Source organism: Bacillus mycoides, assembly GCF_018742245.1.
Classification (GTDB): domain Bacteria; phylum Bacillota; class Bacilli; order Bacillales; family Bacillaceae_G; genus Bacillus_A; species Bacillus_A cereus_U.
Genome location: NZ_CP036134.1, coordinates 1 through 15,172 on the forward strand (window position 1 = coordinate 1; position 15,172 = coordinate 15,172).

Consider the following 15,172-nt stretch of genomic DNA (forward strand, 5'->3'; position numbering starts at 1 on the left):
GTGAACTTCCATTCTGATAAATGCATGAACCATTCTTACGAAATAGGTGGTCAAAAATTCGTTAAACCTGTTCAAATGATTGAATTTAAAGGACAAGTTGTTTGCCCCCGATGTGTTGTTGAGGAAAACGACAAAGTATTAAAAGAACAGGCGAACAATCATTACAAGAAAATCAAACGATCTAAGAAATTCAACATGCTTATAAAGCACAGCATCATTAGTAACGAGGAAATACTCGAAGCTACGCTATCTAATTATAGAACGGAATGTAATGAGACTAGAACAAATAAAAAGCTCGTAGAAGGCATTATAGAGAGTTTAAAAGAAGGAATGGTTAAAAACGTATTTATTGTAGGTGTACAGGGTGCAGGTAAAAGTCATTTAGCTTATTCGATTCTAAAGGAATTAAGAAACCATTTCTATGAAATTTCAGATGGCGAGAAGGATAATGACGAACTACTCTATCAAAAAATGAAAAGCTGCTTGTATGTAGAGATTGAACAATTAATGCGACTTATCAAGGATTCCTTTAACAACAAAGATTCTAAGTATACAGAAGAATATTGCGTGGAGCTATTAACAAGCGTTGACTTCCTGGTACTTGATGATTTAGGCGCAGAGAGTGGATCTATGAACAGAACGGACGAAGCAAGCAACTTCATCCAACGTGTACTATACGCCGTGACAAACGGAAGACAAGGGAAAGTAACTATCACAACAACTAACTTATCAAGTGGAGACATATTCAAGAAATATGACAAGAAGCTCGGTAGTCGGATTTTAAATAAAGCTGAAGCGATTGTATTTAAGGAAACGTCAGATAAACGTATTGAACATTTAGGATTCTAAAAAGGATTACAGGAGAAAAGCATTACCGTTTAAAAAAACTTATCAAATTTGAATTTTATTAAGAAAGAGGGAATCAAAGAATGAAGTTTTGGGCGCTTGCTTATCAATATCAAGATGATGTTTTTTATGACTTTGCAATAGAAGAGACTACTTTGGATTTAAGTGAGACTTGTTTCTTACCTACAAAAGAAGCAGCTGAAGATTTCATTAGTCAGCAATTAGATGATGAATACATTCCAGTAGAAATTGAATTAGAGACACTTCAGAAAAACGGGATTTGGTCTTATACAAGAGGTCGAGTTGAACGTTGGGATGAGGATTTTGAATAAAAGCGTTATTTGAATATAAGGGGGAATTAAGATGTGTGCATGTAACGGAACGGGAGTAATCAGAAACGATATAGGAACAGGGATGTATCAATTCGCATCATGTGTTTGCGAAGCAGCAAACATTACACCTGAAGAAGTGGACAGGAGACGTCAGGTAGTCATTGAGAGATTAAAAGAAACGTATCGATTACAACAGTTAGAGAAAGCTGGAGAAGTAGCATGAAGCAATTAACACTGGAAGATGTTGTTGGGAGTTTTGATTACTCAGCAAAGAGCACCTCAGAGAAGTTTTTACAGCGTAACACAAGCGTCATAACGTACTCAGTAGAGTTTTACGATAAGGATGACAAATGGAAGCTTCGTTGGTTCGAAGCGAAGTCAGAGAGCGAAGCCGTGGGAATGGCTAAAGATAAATACGGACGGATTCAAATTATCAATACTTATATATCGGATAGGACGTTAGCTGAAATCATGGAGTTAGATTAGGAGGGGAATGGGGATGGAATACAATCCTGTGCCGAATTGGGAAGATTACGAGTTAGCTGAAAAGAACGGTATCAAGAGAGCCACGGTTGACCAAAGAATCAATATTCAAGGATGGGATAAAGAGGAAGCGATTACCAAGCCATTGTTTGTAAGTTTGAAAGAAAAGTATGCAAAAGAATGGGAGATAGCGCAGCAAAACGAAATCCCATATATCAATTTCTTCAACAGAATCAGGCGTTACAAATGGGACCCGATGGAAGCAGCGACAACACCGATCTTAACACCAGGTGAATGTTCCCTAAGAGCGCACTGTAAAACGGACATTATAAAGCCAGTTCAGTATGATATAGCACTTAAAAATGGGATAGGGAAACAAACGTTAAGAACGAGAGTATTTGTACTTAAATGGGATATAGAACGTGCTATAACGACTCCTCCAAACGTAAAACATCGAGCTAAGAAGGCGGTGGTATAAATGACTTTAAATCGTTGGTTAACTGATGAGGAACGATCAATTGCTAGGAAGAACGGAATTAATTATCACACATTATATCGCAGGGTTTACCGATTAGGATGGGATATTAAAGAAGCAATGACGGCCCAGCCGGGAACAGTAAATCATGGATACGAAAGAAAATATTCAAAATGGATTAAAAAAGCTAAAGAAAACGGGATAAATATTAGTACTTTTTATAGCAGAATAAACCTTCTTGGTTGGGAATGTGAAGAGGCGGCTACTAGGCCAGCAAATGAATTGAAATCCGATAGAAAATATTGGCTGGATATTGCGGAAGAAAATGGGATTGGTTACCGAACGTTTATGTCGAGGGTTAATACTCATGGATGGGATTTAGAAAAAGCGGCGACAACACCGCCAATCAATACAGGTAGACGTTGTTCAGTAAAAATTAAGGAGGAAGTGTTGTGAAGTATTACGGCCCTGTTATTACTGATGAAGATTACGAGAAGGCATCTAAGAACGGCATTAGCAAAATGAATGTGTATTTACGAGTTAATAAGCGTGGATGGGAGATTGAACGTGCTATAACGGTACCAGTTAGAAAGAAAAAATATGGGATAGGAATAAACGCTGGAATAAAAAAACTAGCGGAACAAAATGGAATTAGCCATACAACATTATATAAAAGGCTTAAAAGTGGTATGGACCCTTTTGAAGCAGTAACAACACCAAAAAAACACAAACAATGGGAATCTTTAATAAAAATAGCTAAGGGAAACGGGATTAGCACATCTTCGTTTTACGCAAGGATGGATAAAGGTATGGATCCATACGAAGCGGCAACAAAACCACCGCGTAAATATAAGAAGAAACAAATCAGTTAGGAGAGGACAAGCCGTGACAAGCAAAGAGAGAGCTATATTAAGAGGTTTCTGGACTCATAAACAGACAGGTGAGCATATCGCTATAACGCGTGTAACGATGGCTAGCGAAGTGTATTTTTACAAGGTGGATTCGCTCGGACATGAAGCAGGACCGCAAGAAATTATGTTGATTCGTGATCTGAAGGAAGAATATGTGAAGGGCATGAGATAGGTAAATGGACAGGAAACAAATCTACATCGACGTTCTATTACATAAAGGGATCTATAAGGAAGAAGATACAGGACGACAACTTTGGGAAATGGATGAAGAAGAGTTATTCGAATTGATAAAAGGAGATGGGGAGAATGAGAGAGGTTAAGTTTCGTGGAATGCCGATTGAGGATTACGGTGATACAAAGTGGTTTTATGGGAATGCGATTGTAAATTATGACGATAAATTAGCTTACATCGAGGAATCCGGTCAAGGGTTTGTACCAGTTAAATGGGGAACGGTTAGTCAGTACACAGGGATAAAGGATTCGAAAGGTAACGAAATTTATGAAGGTGACATAGTTCATGTTTGGGAGCAAGATTCGTTTGTTCCAAACCGCGATTCAGGTGGAGGTATCATCGATTACGACTGCGTAGATGGGTTTTCTCAGTTAGGCGTAGTTAGTTTTAAGGGAGCTTGGTACACATATGAAACGAAACAACACTTAGAAGGTCGGGAAGAACAAATATATGCTCCATTAGATTTCACTAACGATTTGTTTGTTGTAGGAAATATTTATGAGAATGCAGATCTAATACAAGGAGGAAACACAATGAAATATACACAGCATGGCACGTTTGAAGTAACTCAACTATTAGCAGAAGCGAAGGAGAATGAAGAGAATGGCAACTAAGATCGTTATATACACTGGAAATTCTTGTCCAAAATGCAAGAGAGCAAAGGAAATGTTAGAGAACTGTCCGGTTGAGGTTGAAATTATTGAAAGGAATATTGATGAAAGTGAAGACGCTAGAGATTATTTAGTTTCAATAATTGAATCTAATACGCTGCCGACATTAGTGTTTGTTGAAAATAATGAGGATAAACATACTTTTAGAGGGTTTGATGAAAACATTGGCGAGATTATGGAAGCGTTAGGGCTATAGGAGGGATTATGTGAAAAAAGAAACCAAAATACAGCTGGAAGGTGAGCTCGCAGTAGTGGAAAACGAGATTCGTAAGATGGAATATCACTTGGTGGGATTGGATAACGAGAAACGGAAGACGAAGCTTTCATTGGAAGTGTTGAAGAAACAGAAAGAGAAATTGAAAAGTTACTTATAAGGAGTGGAATGGAATGATTAACTTACAAAAGTTATTTGAAATACAAAAGGCGTTGGATGAACGAATTGTTAAGGAGAATAATATCACGCATGATCGGTTTGATAACCTTGTTTTGGCTTTATTGGATGAGGTTGGTGAATGTGCAAAAGAAACAAGATGTTTCAAAGATTGGAGTAAGAAAGGGCCATCACCGCGCGAAGTGATACTTGAGGAGTATGTGGACGGTGTGCATTTCGTTTTGTCGTTAGGCTTGTTAAAAGGTTACGATAAAGAACATTTACCTTATTTGCATGAACACAATATAAAAGTTTATACAGGAAATAATTTAACAGCACAGTTTTTAGAAATTTACGTGTCTGTTTCTAAATTCGCTTATGGACCCGAATTCGAGAATTATGAGGAAGTATTCTTACAATATTTAGGTTTAGGAAGATTGCTAGGTTTCACTGATAAAGAAATTGAAGTGGCATACATGGAAAAGAATGAAGTGAACCATCAACGCCAGAAAATCGGATATTAAGACCAAATTTGAATTTTGTTAAGAAAGGATGAATGAAAATGACTAAAGAGGAATTGTTAATTGCTTTAGAAGAGTATGACGACAACGAAACAATTAAAATAGCACATTACGGACTACAGGGGGTTATCACTGATTTATTTGATATTGATATTGTTGGTGATTATACAGACGATGAAGAACCGTATGTACTGTTGGGTTAAAAACTAAACAAAAGCGTTATTTGAATAGAAAAGGGGAATAGGAAATGAAAATGTTAGATCTATGTTCGGGAATTGCAGGAATAAGTATGGCAGCAGATTGGGTTGGAATTGAAACAGCAGCCTTTTGCGAAATAGAAGAGTTCAATCAGAAGGTACTTAGAAAGAACTATCCTAACATTCCTATTTTCCCGGATTTATATAAACTTACGAAACAATCATTAATAGATGGAGGTGTTGACGTTGATTCAATTGGAGTTATTTCCGCAGGATATCCCTGTCAGGGAGAAAGTCTTGTTGGTAAGCGAAGAGGTGCAGAAGACGAAAGATGGTTGTGGCCAGAAGTCTTCCGACTCATTAGAGAACTCGGACCCACTTGGTTCGTTGGAGAAAATGTTGCTGGACACGTCTCAATGGGCTTGGACACCGTGCTCACCGACTTGGAAGAAGAAAACTACTCGACAAGGACGTTCGTATTACCGGCTGTCAGTGTCGGCTCGCCACATCAAAGATACCGGACATTTATTGTTGGCCACTCCAACGACAAGTCAAAATTACAAGCCGATCCGAGAGTTGTGCCCTTCAGAAGCAAACGGCAGCCACGGGAAAACGTTGCCGGGATCAATCGGGGAACACTTTCCAGAACATATTGGGAAGAAAATCAACCCGCAATTTGTGGAATGGATGATGGGACTGCCACAAGATTGGACGAAGATAGATTGAGATTTCTGGGCAATGCCGTCGTGCCTCAGCAAATTTATCCGATATTTGAAGCAATAGCAAAGATTGAAGGTTTATTATAAAAAACATTTTGTAGAAAAGGGGAATGGATATGAGCACTTTAAAGGGCGCTTATTGGGATAGATTAAATAAGATATCTCACAAGGAAGGTAATAATGAATTAATTGAGCTTATGGATAGTGTTGAAAAATCTGTTGATGCAGAAATCATTAAACAAATCAAGGAAGGGAAACTTTATACAGCGATTGCAGAATGCAAAAGAGCAGCTAGCAAAAGCTAACTGCTCGGTTCTCCAAGGGGGAACAAGGAGAAAATCTAATGTCATATACAGTATTGACGGAATATTGAGTTTTATTCAGGGGGTAGAGGGAAATGAAAGTAAAAGTAACGTTTGAATATGAGTTAGATGAAAATCAAAGGGAACAATTTGAAAACATAAAAGCAGATGAAGGTGAGTATGAAGCGTTCTACTTCTTAGAGGATTTAGTGAAACAAGAAATAAGGGTTGCTGAGGTTGTAGCAACGGAATATAAGGAGTGACTAGATGATCATAACTTACTCAATCTTATGGTCATTAAGTTTAATGGTGTTCAGTGCAAGTGCACTAATACATGCTTGCGTTGAAACATCATGGAGAGTCGCTTGGTGGGCGATTGGTAGTTTCATAGTACTAGCTTTATCGAGTTATGGGATAGTGCGAATGTGTATTGAAGTTTCAGAAGGATGAAGTACTGATCTATAAGGAGGAAGAAATATGAAAGATGTAAAGGTAACTCATTCTGGAGTAATGACAATTGTAGAGGTAGATGGTAATTACGTTACGTATAACAATCCAGAATCAAAGCATGTTGTAGAAAGTTTATTACTTATGTTAGATGATGCGGAAGCTATAAATTTAGAAATTGAAAACCAAACAAAATAATCTTTTTAATAGAAAGCGAGGTTAAAAGAATGGAAGATAACGTAAAGCTATTAGGTGACGATGGGATGTTAGGAATGGAGTTTAAAGGAAGTAAGGTTAACGTTTATAACGATGCAGGATACGTGATGGAGAGTATGACAACAAAGGAGCATGTTCAGGAAGTTATTGATTTTCTTGAAGAGTGCAAAGGACAAATGGAATAGAAAGCGAGGTTAGGAGAATGGGAGTGAAAAATATGATAACAATTACAAGTCTTCCAAATGGAACATCTAAGATTCATGGTGTAGATGAAAATGGAGATACCTGGTGCTTGAAATTCCATTCTAATAAAGAAATAGCGATACAAAGTGCGTTAGAGACAATGAAAACTTACGGTAGAAATGATGAAATTCTAATTAAATAAATTTCAGTAAAAGTATTATTGGGAGGAAAACAGAATGATCTATGTTGCTATCTGTAAAGAGTGCCAAGAAAAGCATGCTGACGTAATAGAAAATAAACGCTCAAAGGGATGTTTCCAGCTTGTGAGAGAGGCTGATGAGATAAGTTACTGCTACTTTGACTATATGCATGAGGAGGAAGAGTAAAGATGATTCTTAAAGGGAAAAAGATTGATTGTATATGTCCAATATGTATTAAACGGTGGGAATTTGAACATGAAGGTATTCCGCATCACGATAAGTTATTCACATGTATGATAGGTAACGAGGATAGAACGGTAGAGGTAATTTGTGAAGAATGTGAGATCAATCTTGACGAGAAGATAAATGAGTAAAAGGAGAATGTGAAATGAAACCTCATGATATTAAAGAAGATAAATCTTTGTGGGAGAGGATGAATATTGAAGGAGTCGGGAAAGTCCTTTTAGTAGAAGAGAGTTATTACGACGGGATTGTAGAACTTATAGAAAAACTTAAAGAATGGAGTAGTCCAGACAGTGTAGTAATTCCTGTAGATACTTATTACCGTATGAGCATGGCAGAAGAGCTATTAAGAAATCTTGAAGAGAATGGAGTTAAAGAACTAGAGGTATATAAAAAAGCTGACGCTGAAATATTTGGTTGTGAAATGGAGGATGAATAAAGGTGTCTTTTAAAAAGGAATATAATTGCACTTTATCTGATGAAATAGTCAGAGTGTACAAGGATACAGAAGGAGAATTGAATATAGAAATAGTCAATCATGAAGAAAGAACAATGAACTATGTATATCTAGATAAACAAAATGCAGTTGATTTAGCAAACAACATATTAGTAATGTTTGGAGAAAAAGAAATTTGAATAAGATAATCCTTTGAATAGAAAGCGAGGTTACTAGTTGATTAGAAAGAGAAAAGCAACTAAGAAGAACGCACCACGAATTAAACAGAAGAAAGTGACCTATGACGGAATAAATTTCGATTCACAGTCAGAAATGAACTATTACAAGTACTTAAAAAGCAGGGGTGACGTCACTCATATAGAGTGCCACCCTAGCTATACATTAATCCCTTCTTTTGAGATTAAGAGCAGTATAACGAAGTCAGGTAAGTCGAAAAAGTCAGCTATGAGGTTTGCACCGGATTTTAAAGTAACGTACTCAGATGGGCGTGTAGAGGTCTGTGATGTTAAAGGGAGCAAACGAGCTATCAATGAAGGATTTCCAATACGTAAGAAGTTATGGGAGTACTTATACAAACAAGAGTTAATCGTTGTGATATGGGACAAGAAGTTAGGTGAATGGACAAGATCATAAAGGGGCTGAGTAGATGATTCCAAGATACAAGGGTACAAGAGAATACATGTTGTATATGAAAGAACCGGGTTTTGGGAGTAATCAGTACGTTTGGATATCCGATGTATTTAAGTATCAAGAGTTGATGCAACATTTAGAAGAAGGCTGGGCAATCCATGATGAGGATAAGAGAACAGCAGCCGTTAACAAAAGAGTGACAGCTTAATGGATAACGGAACAATGCAGAGTAGATTGGTGGGGGCTACTTTGAAAAGACCCTACAACTATTTTGTAGAGTCTTGATATTTCTTTAAAAGATCGCCAATAGCTTCATCTAGTAACTTAGATTTAGGTATACGTGTTTCTTGAGCTAGTTTTTCAAAACGTTCATGTAGATCTTTATCGATAGCATTTGATATTGTTTTACGATTTTTTAATCCTCGGTTATTCATAATTTATCACCTCATAATAAATTATACATAAAATAAAACTACTTGCAACTACATGTAGTTAAATGTATAATTGAATTATGGAGGTGAGTAACAAATGATTCTTTCAAAAAAGATACGTTTAAAACCGACGGAAGAACAAGAGAAACAACTTTGGAAATCTAGTGGGGTTGCAAGATGGGCGTATAATTGGGCACTAGAAAAACAAGAAGAATCATATAAAGCTGGCAATAAATTCATTTCACATGGTGCGCTTCGTAAGGAACTAACAAAAATGAAGAAAACGAATGAATACAGTTGGTTGTATGATGTATCAAACAATATTACTAAGCAAGCCATAAAAGATTTGTGTGAAGCTTACAAAAGATTTTTCACAGGTAAATCAAATAAACCGAAATTTAAGAGTCGTAAACATTCTAAACCTACATTTTATAACGATAATGAACGGTTAAAAGTAAAAGGAGAAAGTGTCATTATTGAAAAAGTCGGATGGGTTAAGACATCCGAAACAATACCAACGTCAGATAGATATACAAATCCTCGTATTAGCTTTGATGGGAAGTATTGGTTTATATCTGTAGGTATTGAGATTGAAACAGAGAAACAACAACTTACAAATGAAAGCATTGGCATAGATATAGGTATAAAAGAACTAGCTGTATGTTCAGATGGACAGACATTTGAAAATATCAATAAAACATCAGTTATTAAGAAATTAGAAAAGAGACTCCGTAGATTACAACGGAAATTTTCCCGTAAATACGAAATGAATAAGGATGGAACTAAGTTTGTCAAAACTAATAATATTATAAAAATCGAAAAAAGAATAAAGTTGCTATATCGGAAATTAACGAATATACGTGATAATCATATCCACCAAGCGACGAATGCAATCGTGAAAACCAAACCTTGCAGAGTTGTTATGGAAAAGCTGAATGTCAAAGGTATGATGAAGAATAAACACTTATCAAAAGCTATAGCGCAACAAAAATTCCATGATTTTAAAGAGAAAATGAAATACAAATGTGAAAAGCATGGAATTGAGTTTGTAGAGGCTGATATGTGGTATCCTTCATCAAAAATATGTTCATGTTGTGGAAACATCAAAAAGGATCTGAAACTTTCTGATCGAGTCTATAAATGTGATTGCGGGAATGTAATTGATAGGGATTTAAATGCCGCAATAAACTTATCACGATATAAATTAGCAGAATGACACTTTGAAAGTTACTGCTAATATGTAGGATTCGTTGTATCCGAATTTACGCCTGTGGAGTGTTATATCAAACGAGAGTAGCTTTGGCAAAATCGGACACGTAGAATCAGGAAGCAAGCAAACTTTATAGATTTTTATGAGGTTTTGGCAACGAGCTACTTTACTGAGCTTTGTTGTTTGAAAATATAAAGGTTTATAAGTTTTGACAACGGGCTGTATTGTAGGCATCATTCCCTTATTCAACAAAGAGATAGTAAAATTTCACGTACCTTACGTGATGTTAAAAAGACAAATTCAGAAATAGGGGGATTACAGATGGAGCAATTAGCATTCTTTCCAGAAATCACGAATGAGGAGTATAAATTAATACAAAAAGAAGTAGCAAAGGAGTTATTCAGTTACAGAGTTTTGATGGTTCGTATGCAGAATCAGGAAGAATGCTCAAATCAAAATATCTCCTTGTTCCCGGAATTACGTGACACTAAGAAAATTAATGATTATAAATACATTCAGATTAAACGTGCGTTGGAACATGCTTTAGATCCAGAGCAAAGAGAGATTATCGAACGGAAGTATCTTAGAAATGGAATGACAAGTGATAAGAATGTAAAGGCTCAAATGTTTTTAGAAAACAATTGGTTCTATACTCAGAAGAAGAATGCGATTATGGCGATTGCTACAGCACTAAGGATTATATAAATGCTTTTTAGGGAATGGGGAATATCAAATGAAGAATAAAAAATGCAAAGCATGCGACGGAAAAGGTTTTAAGTTTGAAACTATCACGAAAATAAAAGACACTGGTAAGTATGGGTTTGGTTTATATGAGGATGGGATAAAATTAACTTGCATAAAGTGTTTTGGTAAGGGAGTTAAATAAAATGAAATCTATTAAGTTAGAAAATCAAGAGCAATTTAATAAGCTGAAAAAGGGCGATGTAGTTGTAGTTCAATGGAAGAAGGATTCTTGGGCATATAAACAATACGGAGAAATTACACATCATAATATTTGGGGGATAAATGAAGCGGATGAGCTTATATTGAATTTTAGGAGAAACATATATTTTGATGTGGAATATTTCTTGCAGGGTAGATCCTTTGCGCAGGAAGTTTATTTTATTACTGTATAATTTTTAGATTGAAAACACGGATAAAACACGGATAAATTAACGATAAAGGAGCGGATAAGCAAATGCTCGATTCGAATTATCATTATCTTACAAGCTCATTAAAGAGCTTTGGACAGCCCTTTGACAACCGCATATCGAAGAGGATTAGTACACCTATAAGTGAAACGTTCTTATGCGAGAATGTCACGGTAACGTATACCGCAATAAGGGCGGGCTAGGCGGTAAGAATCCGCGTTAAGACGAAAAGACCAATGAATGAATTACAATGACATATTCCAGTGTGGCGGGTGTGAGATAACTCGCATTCGTCATGCTGTTTATAATTTGTATCAATCGATCAGTACAGAATCCACCTTCTGTATTGAATATTGATATAAAAATCAGTATTCCTGTTATGTTGATTTCTAGAATGGGGGGTTGCTCATGATTGAGTGAACTCGTTCTAAAAAGTCACACGTTATAAAATGGTTGTATACGTAACTTGAATTATCACCTATAGTAATTACTCACGATTTTTACTATTGGGATAAAACAGGGTGTAAAGGAACTAGTCACTCCTTTACTCTAGATAATAAGACGGATAATTCCCCTTGTCCGCGTATGTCCCCCTACTAATCTTGTTATCTAGAGTAAGGCAGTGGAAAAATGCAGTACTGTCTTGTATATAAAGATTGATTCCCTTTATATAATCACGTTGTTATTTCATCTGTCACGGGACGAAATATAACAAAAAGGGTGTTCGTATCACCGACTCCACGGAGTATAAACGAGAAGATTCTTATTCTTCTCCCAGTCACCGAACACGGGGCGTGTAGCCATACTAGTTGATGCGGTGGCTTGGAGAAGGTTGAGAGTACCTCACCTCAATCTTGAATGTAGAGATACTTATTGCCATTTGTTTTCTCTCTTTTCTCCCATCCCCTTGAAAGAAAGCTGTCACTTCGGTGATGGCTTTTTGTTTTGTAGGATATCCTTCTTTTCTGTCGAATAGATAGAATGGGGAGGAGGGGATAATGAACTATGAATGATAAAATTAAACACGATCTTTTCCTAATGGAACATTTAATGCGACGTGCCTACAATGACATTAGTATTGCATGTAGCGTCCTTAAAAAACGTGAAAATGATTCTAGATATTTAGTTTCTTTAGGGTTTTTAAATAAAGCTTTAACAAACGGTCTACAGGCGAAAATGTTTCATCACGAAAGAGAAGTTATTCAAGATGCAGTATTCTATGATTTCTTTTATAAATTTGAAGATGTCGAATTTCATTTAAATAAAATTATCAGGGACGAAATCGAAGATATTTCTGAAGTTGAAGAACTCTTAAAAGTATTAAGAGAGAATATTGACGAAGTGAATAGTAGAATCGGGAAGATTATTGAAAATTTATAATAAAAGGTAAGAAAAGCATCCATAACGGGTGCTTTTTTCTTTGTTATATAGAAATTACATATTAAACGTGAATATGAATGAAGTGGATATTTGGATAGGAGGATGAATATGGAATTAACATTAGAAGGATTAGAAGAGTGTTTTAATGAAGCGGCAAATGTAGAGGCTAACTATGTAGCTGTACAGATCGAAATGGACGAATTCCCTAGTGATGAGTTAATTATTAATGATAAACACAATATTGCTTTAAAACTAGAGTATTACAAGAAAACTTACAATGAAGACTTAGAGCATAGATACGCTCCAGGTATTCGTATTGTAGGTTATGCGTATGGACACACGTTATCCGGAATTCAACGGGAATTAGGATTGCTACTGTAACAATGATTAAACCAATAGCAATTATCGTAGGTGCTACCGTGATCTTGGTGGCGTCTTGTTTGTTGTTAAGGGATGATAAGGGGTGAGGGGATGACAAAGACGATCGAATGTAAGAAGTGTGGTCATCTTAACGATGATGGTGATATTTATTATATGAATACAACGTGTGGGGCATCGTGTGGTTGTGAGGGATATGAATACGACCTAACTTGTAGTGCATGTGATAATGAAATCTATAGTGGTAGTGAATGGGGACAATTTGATAGAACAGAAGTGTTTGATGATATCATTGATGAGCTTGCTGAGTCTGACAAAACAAACGAACACAACGAACGGAAATAGAGGTAGTTAAATGTCCTGTTTAGGTCTACCCTATACGGACGCAAAAGAGTAAACGAATTCATCATATTTCTTAACGTCCTGTTTACATGTACGGAAAATAAATGGTATTATGTACTTAGAATTAATTTCCGAACACGTTAACGGACAAAGGGGAAGATATTATGATAATTGGTTATGCTCGTGTTTCTACACAAGAACAAAATTTAGCTAGACAATTGAAACAGCTAAATGATTATGGATGTGATCATGTGTATGAAGAGAAAACAAGCGGAGTAACAACAAACAGAGAAGAACTACAATTGATGCTCGATAGTTTAAAAGAAGGTGACACGATTGTTGTTACTGATTTAACTCGTATTAGCCGTAGTACAAAGGATTTATTTGAGCTAATCGAAGTGATTAAGAGTAAAGGTGCTTCGATTAAATCAATAAAAGATACTTGGCTTGATACGACTAGTGATAACCCATACAGTACTTTCCTACTCACTGTAATGGCTGGTGTTAACCAGTTGGAAAGGGACTTACTCAAGATGCGCCAAAGAGAAGGGATAGACCTTGCTAAACAACGCGGCGTATATAAAGGAAGACCCAAGAAATACGGTGATAAAAACCCTAAAATGGAGCATGCTTTAGAGTTGCTCGCTAATCGTGAAGATAATGGCTACACAGTTAAAAAGATATGCGAAGTTACTGGAGTAAGTCGTACGGTTCTTTATGAGAGAGCAAAAGAAAAGGGGATTATGTAGGATGAGTAACGATATGAGAGAATTAAATTTCATGCGTTTTCAAGATTTTTATAATACAATACACAATCTCGACAGTGGCATTTACTTAATCGCAGACCACAACGATAAGATTGTTTATGTTGGTAAAGCTCATAGGATAAAAAATAGAGTTCAAGCTCATTTCAAAGGCTATTCAAATACAAAAGACCATTCACATTTATTTAATAAAGTCGCTTATATCATTGAAGACAGTCCATTAAAACGCTCCTTATTAGAGATTACCTGTATGATTGAATATAAGACAGTATTGAATAAAGAAGTACAAGAAGAATTCCCTGATCTATATACAGAATACATTAAAAGTACAAATGAAAAATACAGTTCTATTGTACTTGTTGCTAAAAGAGATAAAGCGTTTGAACAAGCTGCAATTGAAGATGTTGTTAGAGATATCGAAAAAGGAAAGCAACGTGAAACAACACCAGAAATACTGGAGGCGCAGAAGAATAGAGTCAGAGAAAGAAACAAACTTAAAAAAGAGTTAATTAATTTGGTTGGTGGGACATCAATGTTTTACGAGGTTCTTTCCTTACTAGATAGTGGATATAACCCTAATCTTCTAGCCGATGCACTTAATATGGATATAAAAACCATTAACTTATTGAAAGGGCATAGAAAAGATTTTAAGATACCGCGCAATCATAAAAGAATGGTTAAACATCAAGATATTATGTACTCTTTATCTGGTCTAAAAAGCATAGGGAACTCAAGATTAAATCATTTACTTTAAAGTAGCCTAACAGCTGCTTTTTTTATTTTGTGTGAGGTGATTTCATGCTGATCTATACAGTTGTGATGTGGGACAATGCTGATATGGATATTATGTTAGCTACTACAGACAGAGAGGGAGCACTAAAAGAATTTGAATCATGTGTAGCATTCTCTTTACAGGTTTGGGAAAAGGGAGAAGTGTTGATTGAAATGATTAGTAACGAAGGTGAATACTTTGCTGATGGCGGATTAGAAAGATATCCGGAAAAAGGGCAGAAGTTATTTAATGAGATAGTAGAACAATTACAGTAGCGAATTTTATAAAGCATTTAGCACAAGGAGGAGT

Annotated in this window: 38 protein-coding genes; 37 read left to right on the forward strand and 1 reads right to left on the reverse strand. The window is 36.0% G+C overall.

The genetic code is table 11. The features are described from left to right. From EXW56_RS26300 to EXW56_RS26430, 27 genes are all read left to right on the forward strand, one after another. Window positions 1–849: AAA family ATPase (locus EXW56_RS26300; protein WP_252197298.1), on the forward strand; the 849-nt coding region annotated here is incomplete at its 5' end. Between the two features lie 80 nt (window positions 850–929). Then, on the forward strand, window positions 930–1,178 hold the full coding sequence (locus tag EXW56_RS26305; protein ID WP_215597603.1) for a hypothetical protein: 249 nt from the start codon (window positions 930–932) through the stop codon (window positions 1,176–1,178). A gap of 31 nt (window positions 1,179–1,209) precedes the next feature. Beyond that, the gene (locus EXW56_RS26310) at window positions 1,210–1,401 is read left to right on the forward strand and encodes a hypothetical protein (protein WP_215597604.1); all 192 of its coding nucleotides are present in this window, start codon (window positions 1,210–1,212) and stop codon (window positions 1,399–1,401) included. Beyond that, entirely contained in the window at window positions 1,398–1,664 is a 267-nt protein-coding gene (locus tag EXW56_RS26315) for a hypothetical protein (protein WP_215597605.1), read from the forward strand. Before EXW56_RS26310 ends, EXW56_RS26315 begins: the two co-directional genes overlap by 4 nt. A 13-nt stretch (window positions 1,665–1,677) precedes the next feature. Continuing rightward, a complete protein-coding gene (locus EXW56_RS26320; RefSeq protein ID WP_215597606.1) occupies window positions 1,678–2,139 on the forward strand; it encodes a hypothetical protein in 462 nt (153 codons plus the stop codon). Further along, complete coding sequence (locus EXW56_RS26325) at window positions 2,140–2,592, forward strand: nucleoside permease (RefSeq protein ID WP_215597607.1); 453 nt, start codon at window positions 2,140–2,142, stop codon at window positions 2,590–2,592. After that, the gene (locus tag EXW56_RS26330) at window positions 2,589–3,008 is read left to right on the forward strand and encodes a hypothetical protein (RefSeq protein WP_215597608.1); all 420 of its coding nucleotides are present in this window, start codon (window positions 2,589–2,591) and stop codon (window positions 3,006–3,008) included. Before EXW56_RS26325 ends, EXW56_RS26330 begins: the two co-directional genes overlap by 4 nt. 13 nt (window positions 3,009–3,021) lie before the next feature. Further along, window positions 3,022–3,219 carry a hypothetical protein gene (locus EXW56_RS26335; RefSeq protein WP_215597609.1) on the forward strand — a complete coding sequence of 66 codons (198 nt, stop codon included), beginning with the start codon at window positions 3,022–3,024 and terminating at the stop codon, window positions 3,217–3,219. Window positions 3,220–3,223: 4 nt separating this feature from the next. Beyond that, a complete protein-coding gene (gene fbpA, locus EXW56_RS26340) occupies window positions 3,224–3,367 on the forward strand; it encodes a Fur-regulated basic protein FbpA (RefSeq protein ID WP_215597610.1) in 144 nt (47 codons plus the stop codon). Continuing rightward, on the forward strand, window positions 3,354–3,893 hold the full coding sequence (locus EXW56_RS26345; protein WP_215597611.1) for a YopX family protein: 540 nt from the start codon (window positions 3,354–3,356) through the stop codon (window positions 3,891–3,893). Before fbpA ends, EXW56_RS26345 begins: the two co-directional genes overlap by 14 nt. After that, window positions 3,883–4,146 carry a glutaredoxin family protein gene (locus EXW56_RS26350; RefSeq protein ID WP_215597612.1) on the forward strand — a complete coding sequence of 88 codons (264 nt, stop codon included), beginning with the start codon at window positions 3,883–3,885 and terminating at the stop codon, window positions 4,144–4,146. Before EXW56_RS26345 ends, EXW56_RS26350 begins: the two co-directional genes overlap by 11 nt. Window positions 4,147–4,156: 10 nt before the next feature. Beyond that, window positions 4,157–4,324, forward strand: coding sequence for a hypothetical protein (locus EXW56_RS26355; protein WP_215597613.1), 168 nt, complete (start codon window positions 4,157–4,159; stop codon window positions 4,322–4,324). A 13-nt stretch (window positions 4,325–4,337) separates the two neighbouring features. Next, window positions 4,338–4,844, forward strand: coding sequence for a dUTP diphosphatase (locus tag EXW56_RS26360; protein ID WP_252197299.1), 507 nt, complete (start codon window positions 4,338–4,340; stop codon window positions 4,842–4,844). Window positions 4,845–4,882: 38 nt separating this feature from the next. Next, window positions 4,883–5,044 carry a hypothetical protein gene (locus EXW56_RS26365; RefSeq protein ID WP_215597614.1) on the forward strand — a complete coding sequence of 54 codons (162 nt, stop codon included), beginning with the start codon at window positions 4,883–4,885 and terminating at the stop codon, window positions 5,042–5,044. Between the two features lie 44 nt (window positions 5,045–5,088). After that, the gene (locus EXW56_RS26370) at window positions 5,089–5,844 is read left to right on the forward strand and encodes a DNA cytosine methyltransferase (RefSeq protein ID WP_215597615.1); all 756 of its coding nucleotides are present in this window, start codon (window positions 5,089–5,091) and stop codon (window positions 5,842–5,844) included. Between the two features lie 29 nt (window positions 5,845–5,873). Further along, window positions 5,874–6,062 carry a hypothetical protein gene (locus EXW56_RS26375; protein ID WP_215597616.1) on the forward strand — a complete coding sequence of 63 codons (189 nt, stop codon included), beginning with the start codon at window positions 5,874–5,876 and terminating at the stop codon, window positions 6,060–6,062. Between the two features lie 92 nt (window positions 6,063–6,154). Continuing rightward, complete coding sequence (locus EXW56_RS26380; RefSeq protein ID WP_215597617.1) at window positions 6,155–6,322, forward strand: hypothetical protein; 168 nt, start codon at window positions 6,155–6,157, stop codon at window positions 6,320–6,322. 4 nt (window positions 6,323–6,326) lie between these two features. Continuing rightward, complete coding sequence (locus EXW56_RS26385) at window positions 6,327–6,509, forward strand: hypothetical protein (RefSeq protein WP_215597618.1); 183 nt, start codon at window positions 6,327–6,329, stop codon at window positions 6,507–6,509. Between the two features lie 27 nt (window positions 6,510–6,536). Further along, window positions 6,537–6,704, forward strand: coding sequence for a hypothetical protein (locus EXW56_RS26390; protein WP_215597619.1), 168 nt, complete (start codon window positions 6,537–6,539; stop codon window positions 6,702–6,704). 29 nt (window positions 6,705–6,733) lie between these two features. Next, window positions 6,734–6,907: a hypothetical protein gene (locus tag EXW56_RS26395; RefSeq protein WP_215597620.1), complete on the forward strand. Its 174-nt coding sequence runs from the start codon at window positions 6,734–6,736 to the stop codon at window positions 6,905–6,907. Window positions 6,908–6,939: 32 nt separating this feature from the next. After that, on the forward strand, window positions 6,940–7,107 hold the full coding sequence (locus EXW56_RS26400; RefSeq protein WP_215597621.1) for a hypothetical protein: 168 nt from the start codon (window positions 6,940–6,942) through the stop codon (window positions 7,105–7,107). Between the two features lie 34 nt (window positions 7,108–7,141). After that, a complete protein-coding gene (locus EXW56_RS26405; RefSeq protein ID WP_215597622.1) occupies window positions 7,142–7,291 on the forward strand; it encodes a hypothetical protein in 150 nt (49 codons plus the stop codon). 2 nt (window positions 7,292–7,293) lie between these two features. Continuing rightward, a complete protein-coding gene (locus EXW56_RS26410) occupies window positions 7,294–7,479 on the forward strand; it encodes a hypothetical protein (RefSeq protein WP_215597623.1) in 186 nt (61 codons plus the stop codon). 14 nt (window positions 7,480–7,493) lie between these two features. Further along, window positions 7,494–7,787, forward strand: a complete 294-nt coding sequence (locus EXW56_RS26415) for a hypothetical protein (RefSeq protein ID WP_215597680.1) — start codon at window positions 7,494–7,496, stop codon at window positions 7,785–7,787. A 2-nt stretch (window positions 7,788–7,789) separates the two neighbouring features. Continuing rightward, window positions 7,790–7,984 (forward strand): hypothetical protein, encoded by a 195-nt coding sequence (locus tag EXW56_RS26420; protein WP_215597624.1) that lies wholly within the window; start codon window positions 7,790–7,792, stop codon window positions 7,982–7,984. A 133-nt stretch (window positions 7,985–8,117) separates the two neighbouring features. Continuing rightward, window positions 8,118–8,438 carry a DUF1064 domain-containing protein gene (locus EXW56_RS26425; RefSeq protein WP_435868472.1) on the forward strand — a complete coding sequence of 107 codons (321 nt, stop codon included), beginning with the start codon at window positions 8,118–8,120 and terminating at the stop codon, window positions 8,436–8,438. Between the two features lie 13 nt (window positions 8,439–8,451). After that, window positions 8,452–8,643: a hypothetical protein gene (locus tag EXW56_RS26430; protein ID WP_215597626.1), complete on the forward strand. Its 192-nt coding sequence runs from the start codon at window positions 8,452–8,454 to the stop codon at window positions 8,641–8,643. Between the two features lie 58 nt (window positions 8,644–8,701). On the opposite strand, the gene EXW56_RS26435 is transcribed toward EXW56_RS26430, so the two are convergent. Further along, window positions 8,702–8,869, reverse strand: a complete 168-nt coding sequence (locus tag EXW56_RS26435; protein ID WP_001065203.1) for a ribbon-helix-helix domain-containing protein — start codon at window positions 8,867–8,869, stop codon at window positions 8,702–8,704. A 94-nt stretch (window positions 8,870–8,963) separates the two neighbouring features. Here EXW56_RS26435 and EXW56_RS26440 point away from each other — a divergent pair, with 94 nt between their 5' ends. The 10 genes from EXW56_RS26440 to EXW56_RS26485 all read left to right on the forward strand — a co-directional run bounded on the left by EXW56_RS26440 (window position 8,964) and on the right by EXW56_RS26485 (window position 15,138). After that, window positions 8,964–10,082, forward strand: coding sequence for an RNA-guided endonuclease InsQ/TnpB family protein (locus EXW56_RS26440; protein ID WP_215597627.1), 1,119 nt, complete (start codon window positions 8,964–8,966; stop codon window positions 10,080–10,082). 315 nt (window positions 10,083–10,397) lie between these two features. Beyond that, window positions 10,398–10,781: an ArpU family phage packaging/lysis transcriptional regulator gene (locus tag EXW56_RS26445; RefSeq protein WP_215597628.1), complete on the forward strand. Its 384-nt coding sequence runs from the start codon at window positions 10,398–10,400 to the stop codon at window positions 10,779–10,781. A 28-nt stretch (window positions 10,782–10,809) separates the two neighbouring features. Next, complete coding sequence (locus tag EXW56_RS26450) at window positions 10,810–10,962, forward strand: hypothetical protein (protein ID WP_215597629.1); 153 nt, start codon at window positions 10,810–10,812, stop codon at window positions 10,960–10,962. 1 nt (window position 10,963) lies between these two features. Further along, complete coding sequence (locus EXW56_RS26455; protein ID WP_215597630.1) at window positions 10,964–11,212, forward strand: hypothetical protein; 249 nt, start codon at window positions 10,964–10,966, stop codon at window positions 11,210–11,212. Between the two features lie 1,020 nt (window positions 11,213–12,232). Then, entirely contained in the window at window positions 12,233–12,607 is a 375-nt protein-coding gene (locus EXW56_RS26460) for a hypothetical protein (protein ID WP_215597631.1), read from the forward strand. Between the two features lie 108 nt (window positions 12,608–12,715). Further along, complete coding sequence (locus EXW56_RS26465) at window positions 12,716–12,988, forward strand: hypothetical protein (RefSeq protein ID WP_215597674.1); 273 nt, start codon at window positions 12,716–12,718, stop codon at window positions 12,986–12,988. Window positions 12,989–13,078: 90 nt separating this feature from the next. Next, window positions 13,079–13,330 (forward strand): transcription initiation factor TFIIIB, encoded by a 252-nt coding sequence (locus tag EXW56_RS26470; RefSeq protein WP_215597632.1) that lies wholly within the window; start codon window positions 13,079–13,081, stop codon window positions 13,328–13,330. A gap of 161 nt (window positions 13,331–13,491) precedes the next feature. Next, window positions 13,492–14,076, forward strand: a complete 585-nt coding sequence (locus tag EXW56_RS26475) for a recombinase family protein (RefSeq protein WP_215597633.1) — start codon at window positions 13,492–13,494, stop codon at window positions 14,074–14,076. 13 nt (window positions 14,077–14,089) lie between these two features. Beyond that, window positions 14,090–14,845 (forward strand): GIY-YIG nuclease family protein, encoded by a 756-nt coding sequence (locus tag EXW56_RS26480; RefSeq protein ID WP_215597675.1) that lies wholly within the window; start codon window positions 14,090–14,092, stop codon window positions 14,843–14,845. Window positions 14,846–14,889: 44 nt separating this feature from the next. Then, window positions 14,890–15,138, forward strand: coding sequence for a hypothetical protein (locus EXW56_RS26485; protein WP_215597634.1), 249 nt, complete (start codon window positions 14,890–14,892; stop codon window positions 15,136–15,138). Window positions 15,139–15,172 lie beyond the last annotated feature (34 nt).

Excerpts from the sequence above, each read along its gene's own strand:
- EXW56_RS26305 (WP_215597603.1), top strand. The coding sequence starts at position 930 with ATGAAGTTTTGGGCGCTTGCTTATCAATATCAAGATGATGTTTTTTAT.
- EXW56_RS26310 (WP_215597604.1), top strand. The coding sequence starts at position 1,210 with ATGTGTGCATGTAACGGAACGGGAGTAATCAGAAACGATATAGGAACA.
- EXW56_RS26315 (WP_215597605.1), top strand. The coding sequence starts at position 1,398 with ATGAAGCAATTAACACTGGAAGATGTTGTTGGGAGTTTTGATTACTCA.
- EXW56_RS26320 (WP_215597606.1), top strand. The coding sequence starts at position 1,678 with ATGGAATACAATCCTGTGCCGAATTGGGAAGATTACGAGTTAGCTGAA.
- EXW56_RS26325 (WP_215597607.1), top strand. The coding sequence starts at position 2,140 with ATGACTTTAAATCGTTGGTTAACTGATGAGGAACGATCAATTGCTAGG.
- fbpA (WP_215597610.1), top strand. The coding sequence starts at position 3,224 with ATGGACAGGAAACAAATCTACATCGACGTTCTATTACATAAAGGGATC.
- EXW56_RS26345 (WP_215597611.1), top strand. The coding sequence starts at position 3,354 with ATGAGAGAGGTTAAGTTTCGTGGAATGCCGATTGAGGATTACGGTGAT.
- EXW56_RS26350 (WP_215597612.1), top strand. The coding sequence starts at position 3,883 with ATGGCAACTAAGATCGTTATATACACTGGAAATTCTTGTCCAAAATGC.
- EXW56_RS26360 (WP_252197299.1), top strand. The coding sequence starts at position 4,338 with ATGATTAACTTACAAAAGTTATTTGAAATACAAAAGGCGTTGGATGAA.
- EXW56_RS26365 (WP_215597614.1), top strand. The coding sequence starts at position 4,883 with ATGACTAAAGAGGAATTGTTAATTGCTTTAGAAGAGTATGACGACAAC.
- EXW56_RS26370 (WP_215597615.1), top strand. The coding sequence starts at position 5,089 with ATGAAAATGTTAGATCTATGTTCGGGAATTGCAGGAATAAGTATGGCA.
- EXW56_RS26375 (WP_215597616.1), top strand. The coding sequence starts at position 5,874 with ATGAGCACTTTAAAGGGCGCTTATTGGGATAGATTAAATAAGATATCT.
- EXW56_RS26380 (WP_215597617.1), top strand. The coding sequence starts at position 6,155 with ATGAAAGTAAAAGTAACGTTTGAATATGAGTTAGATGAAAATCAAAGG.
- EXW56_RS26385 (WP_215597618.1), top strand. The coding sequence starts at position 6,327 with ATGATCATAACTTACTCAATCTTATGGTCATTAAGTTTAATGGTGTTC.
- EXW56_RS26390 (WP_215597619.1), top strand. The coding sequence starts at position 6,537 with ATGAAAGATGTAAAGGTAACTCATTCTGGAGTAATGACAATTGTAGAG.
- EXW56_RS26395 (WP_215597620.1), top strand. The coding sequence starts at position 6,734 with ATGGAAGATAACGTAAAGCTATTAGGTGACGATGGGATGTTAGGAATG.
- EXW56_RS26400 (WP_215597621.1), top strand. The coding sequence starts at position 6,940 with ATGATAACAATTACAAGTCTTCCAAATGGAACATCTAAGATTCATGGT.
- EXW56_RS26405 (WP_215597622.1), top strand. The coding sequence starts at position 7,142 with ATGATCTATGTTGCTATCTGTAAAGAGTGCCAAGAAAAGCATGCTGAC.
- EXW56_RS26410 (WP_215597623.1), top strand. The coding sequence starts at position 7,294 with ATGATTCTTAAAGGGAAAAAGATTGATTGTATATGTCCAATATGTATT.
- EXW56_RS26415 (WP_215597680.1), top strand. The coding sequence starts at position 7,494 with ATGAAACCTCATGATATTAAAGAAGATAAATCTTTGTGGGAGAGGATG.
- EXW56_RS26425 (WP_435868472.1), top strand. The coding sequence starts at position 8,118 with ATGAACTATTACAAGTACTTAAAAAGCAGGGGTGACGTCACTCATATA.
- EXW56_RS26430 (WP_215597626.1), top strand. The coding sequence starts at position 8,452 with ATGATTCCAAGATACAAGGGTACAAGAGAATACATGTTGTATATGAAA.
- EXW56_RS26435 (WP_001065203.1), bottom strand. The coding sequence starts at position 8,869 with ATGAATAACCGAGGATTAAAAAATCGTAAAACAATATCAAATGCTATC.
- EXW56_RS26440 (WP_215597627.1), top strand. The coding sequence starts at position 8,964 with ATGATTCTTTCAAAAAAGATACGTTTAAAACCGACGGAAGAACAAGAG.
- EXW56_RS26445 (WP_215597628.1), top strand. The coding sequence starts at position 10,398 with ATGGAGCAATTAGCATTCTTTCCAGAAATCACGAATGAGGAGTATAAA.
- EXW56_RS26450 (WP_215597629.1), top strand. The coding sequence starts at position 10,810 with ATGAAGAATAAAAAATGCAAAGCATGCGACGGAAAAGGTTTTAAGTTT.
- EXW56_RS26455 (WP_215597630.1), top strand. The coding sequence starts at position 10,964 with ATGAAATCTATTAAGTTAGAAAATCAAGAGCAATTTAATAAGCTGAAA.
- EXW56_RS26460 (WP_215597631.1), top strand. The coding sequence starts at position 12,233 with ATGAATGATAAAATTAAACACGATCTTTTCCTAATGGAACATTTAATG.
- EXW56_RS26465 (WP_215597674.1), top strand. The coding sequence starts at position 12,716 with ATGGAATTAACATTAGAAGGATTAGAAGAGTGTTTTAATGAAGCGGCA.
- EXW56_RS26470 (WP_215597632.1), top strand. The coding sequence starts at position 13,079 with ATGACAAAGACGATCGAATGTAAGAAGTGTGGTCATCTTAACGATGAT.
- EXW56_RS26475 (WP_215597633.1), top strand. The coding sequence starts at position 13,492 with ATGATAATTGGTTATGCTCGTGTTTCTACACAAGAACAAAATTTAGCT.
- EXW56_RS26480 (WP_215597675.1), top strand. The coding sequence starts at position 14,090 with ATGAGAGAATTAAATTTCATGCGTTTTCAAGATTTTTATAATACAATA.
- EXW56_RS26485 (WP_215597634.1), top strand. The coding sequence starts at position 14,890 with ATGCTGATCTATACAGTTGTGATGTGGGACAATGCTGATATGGATATT.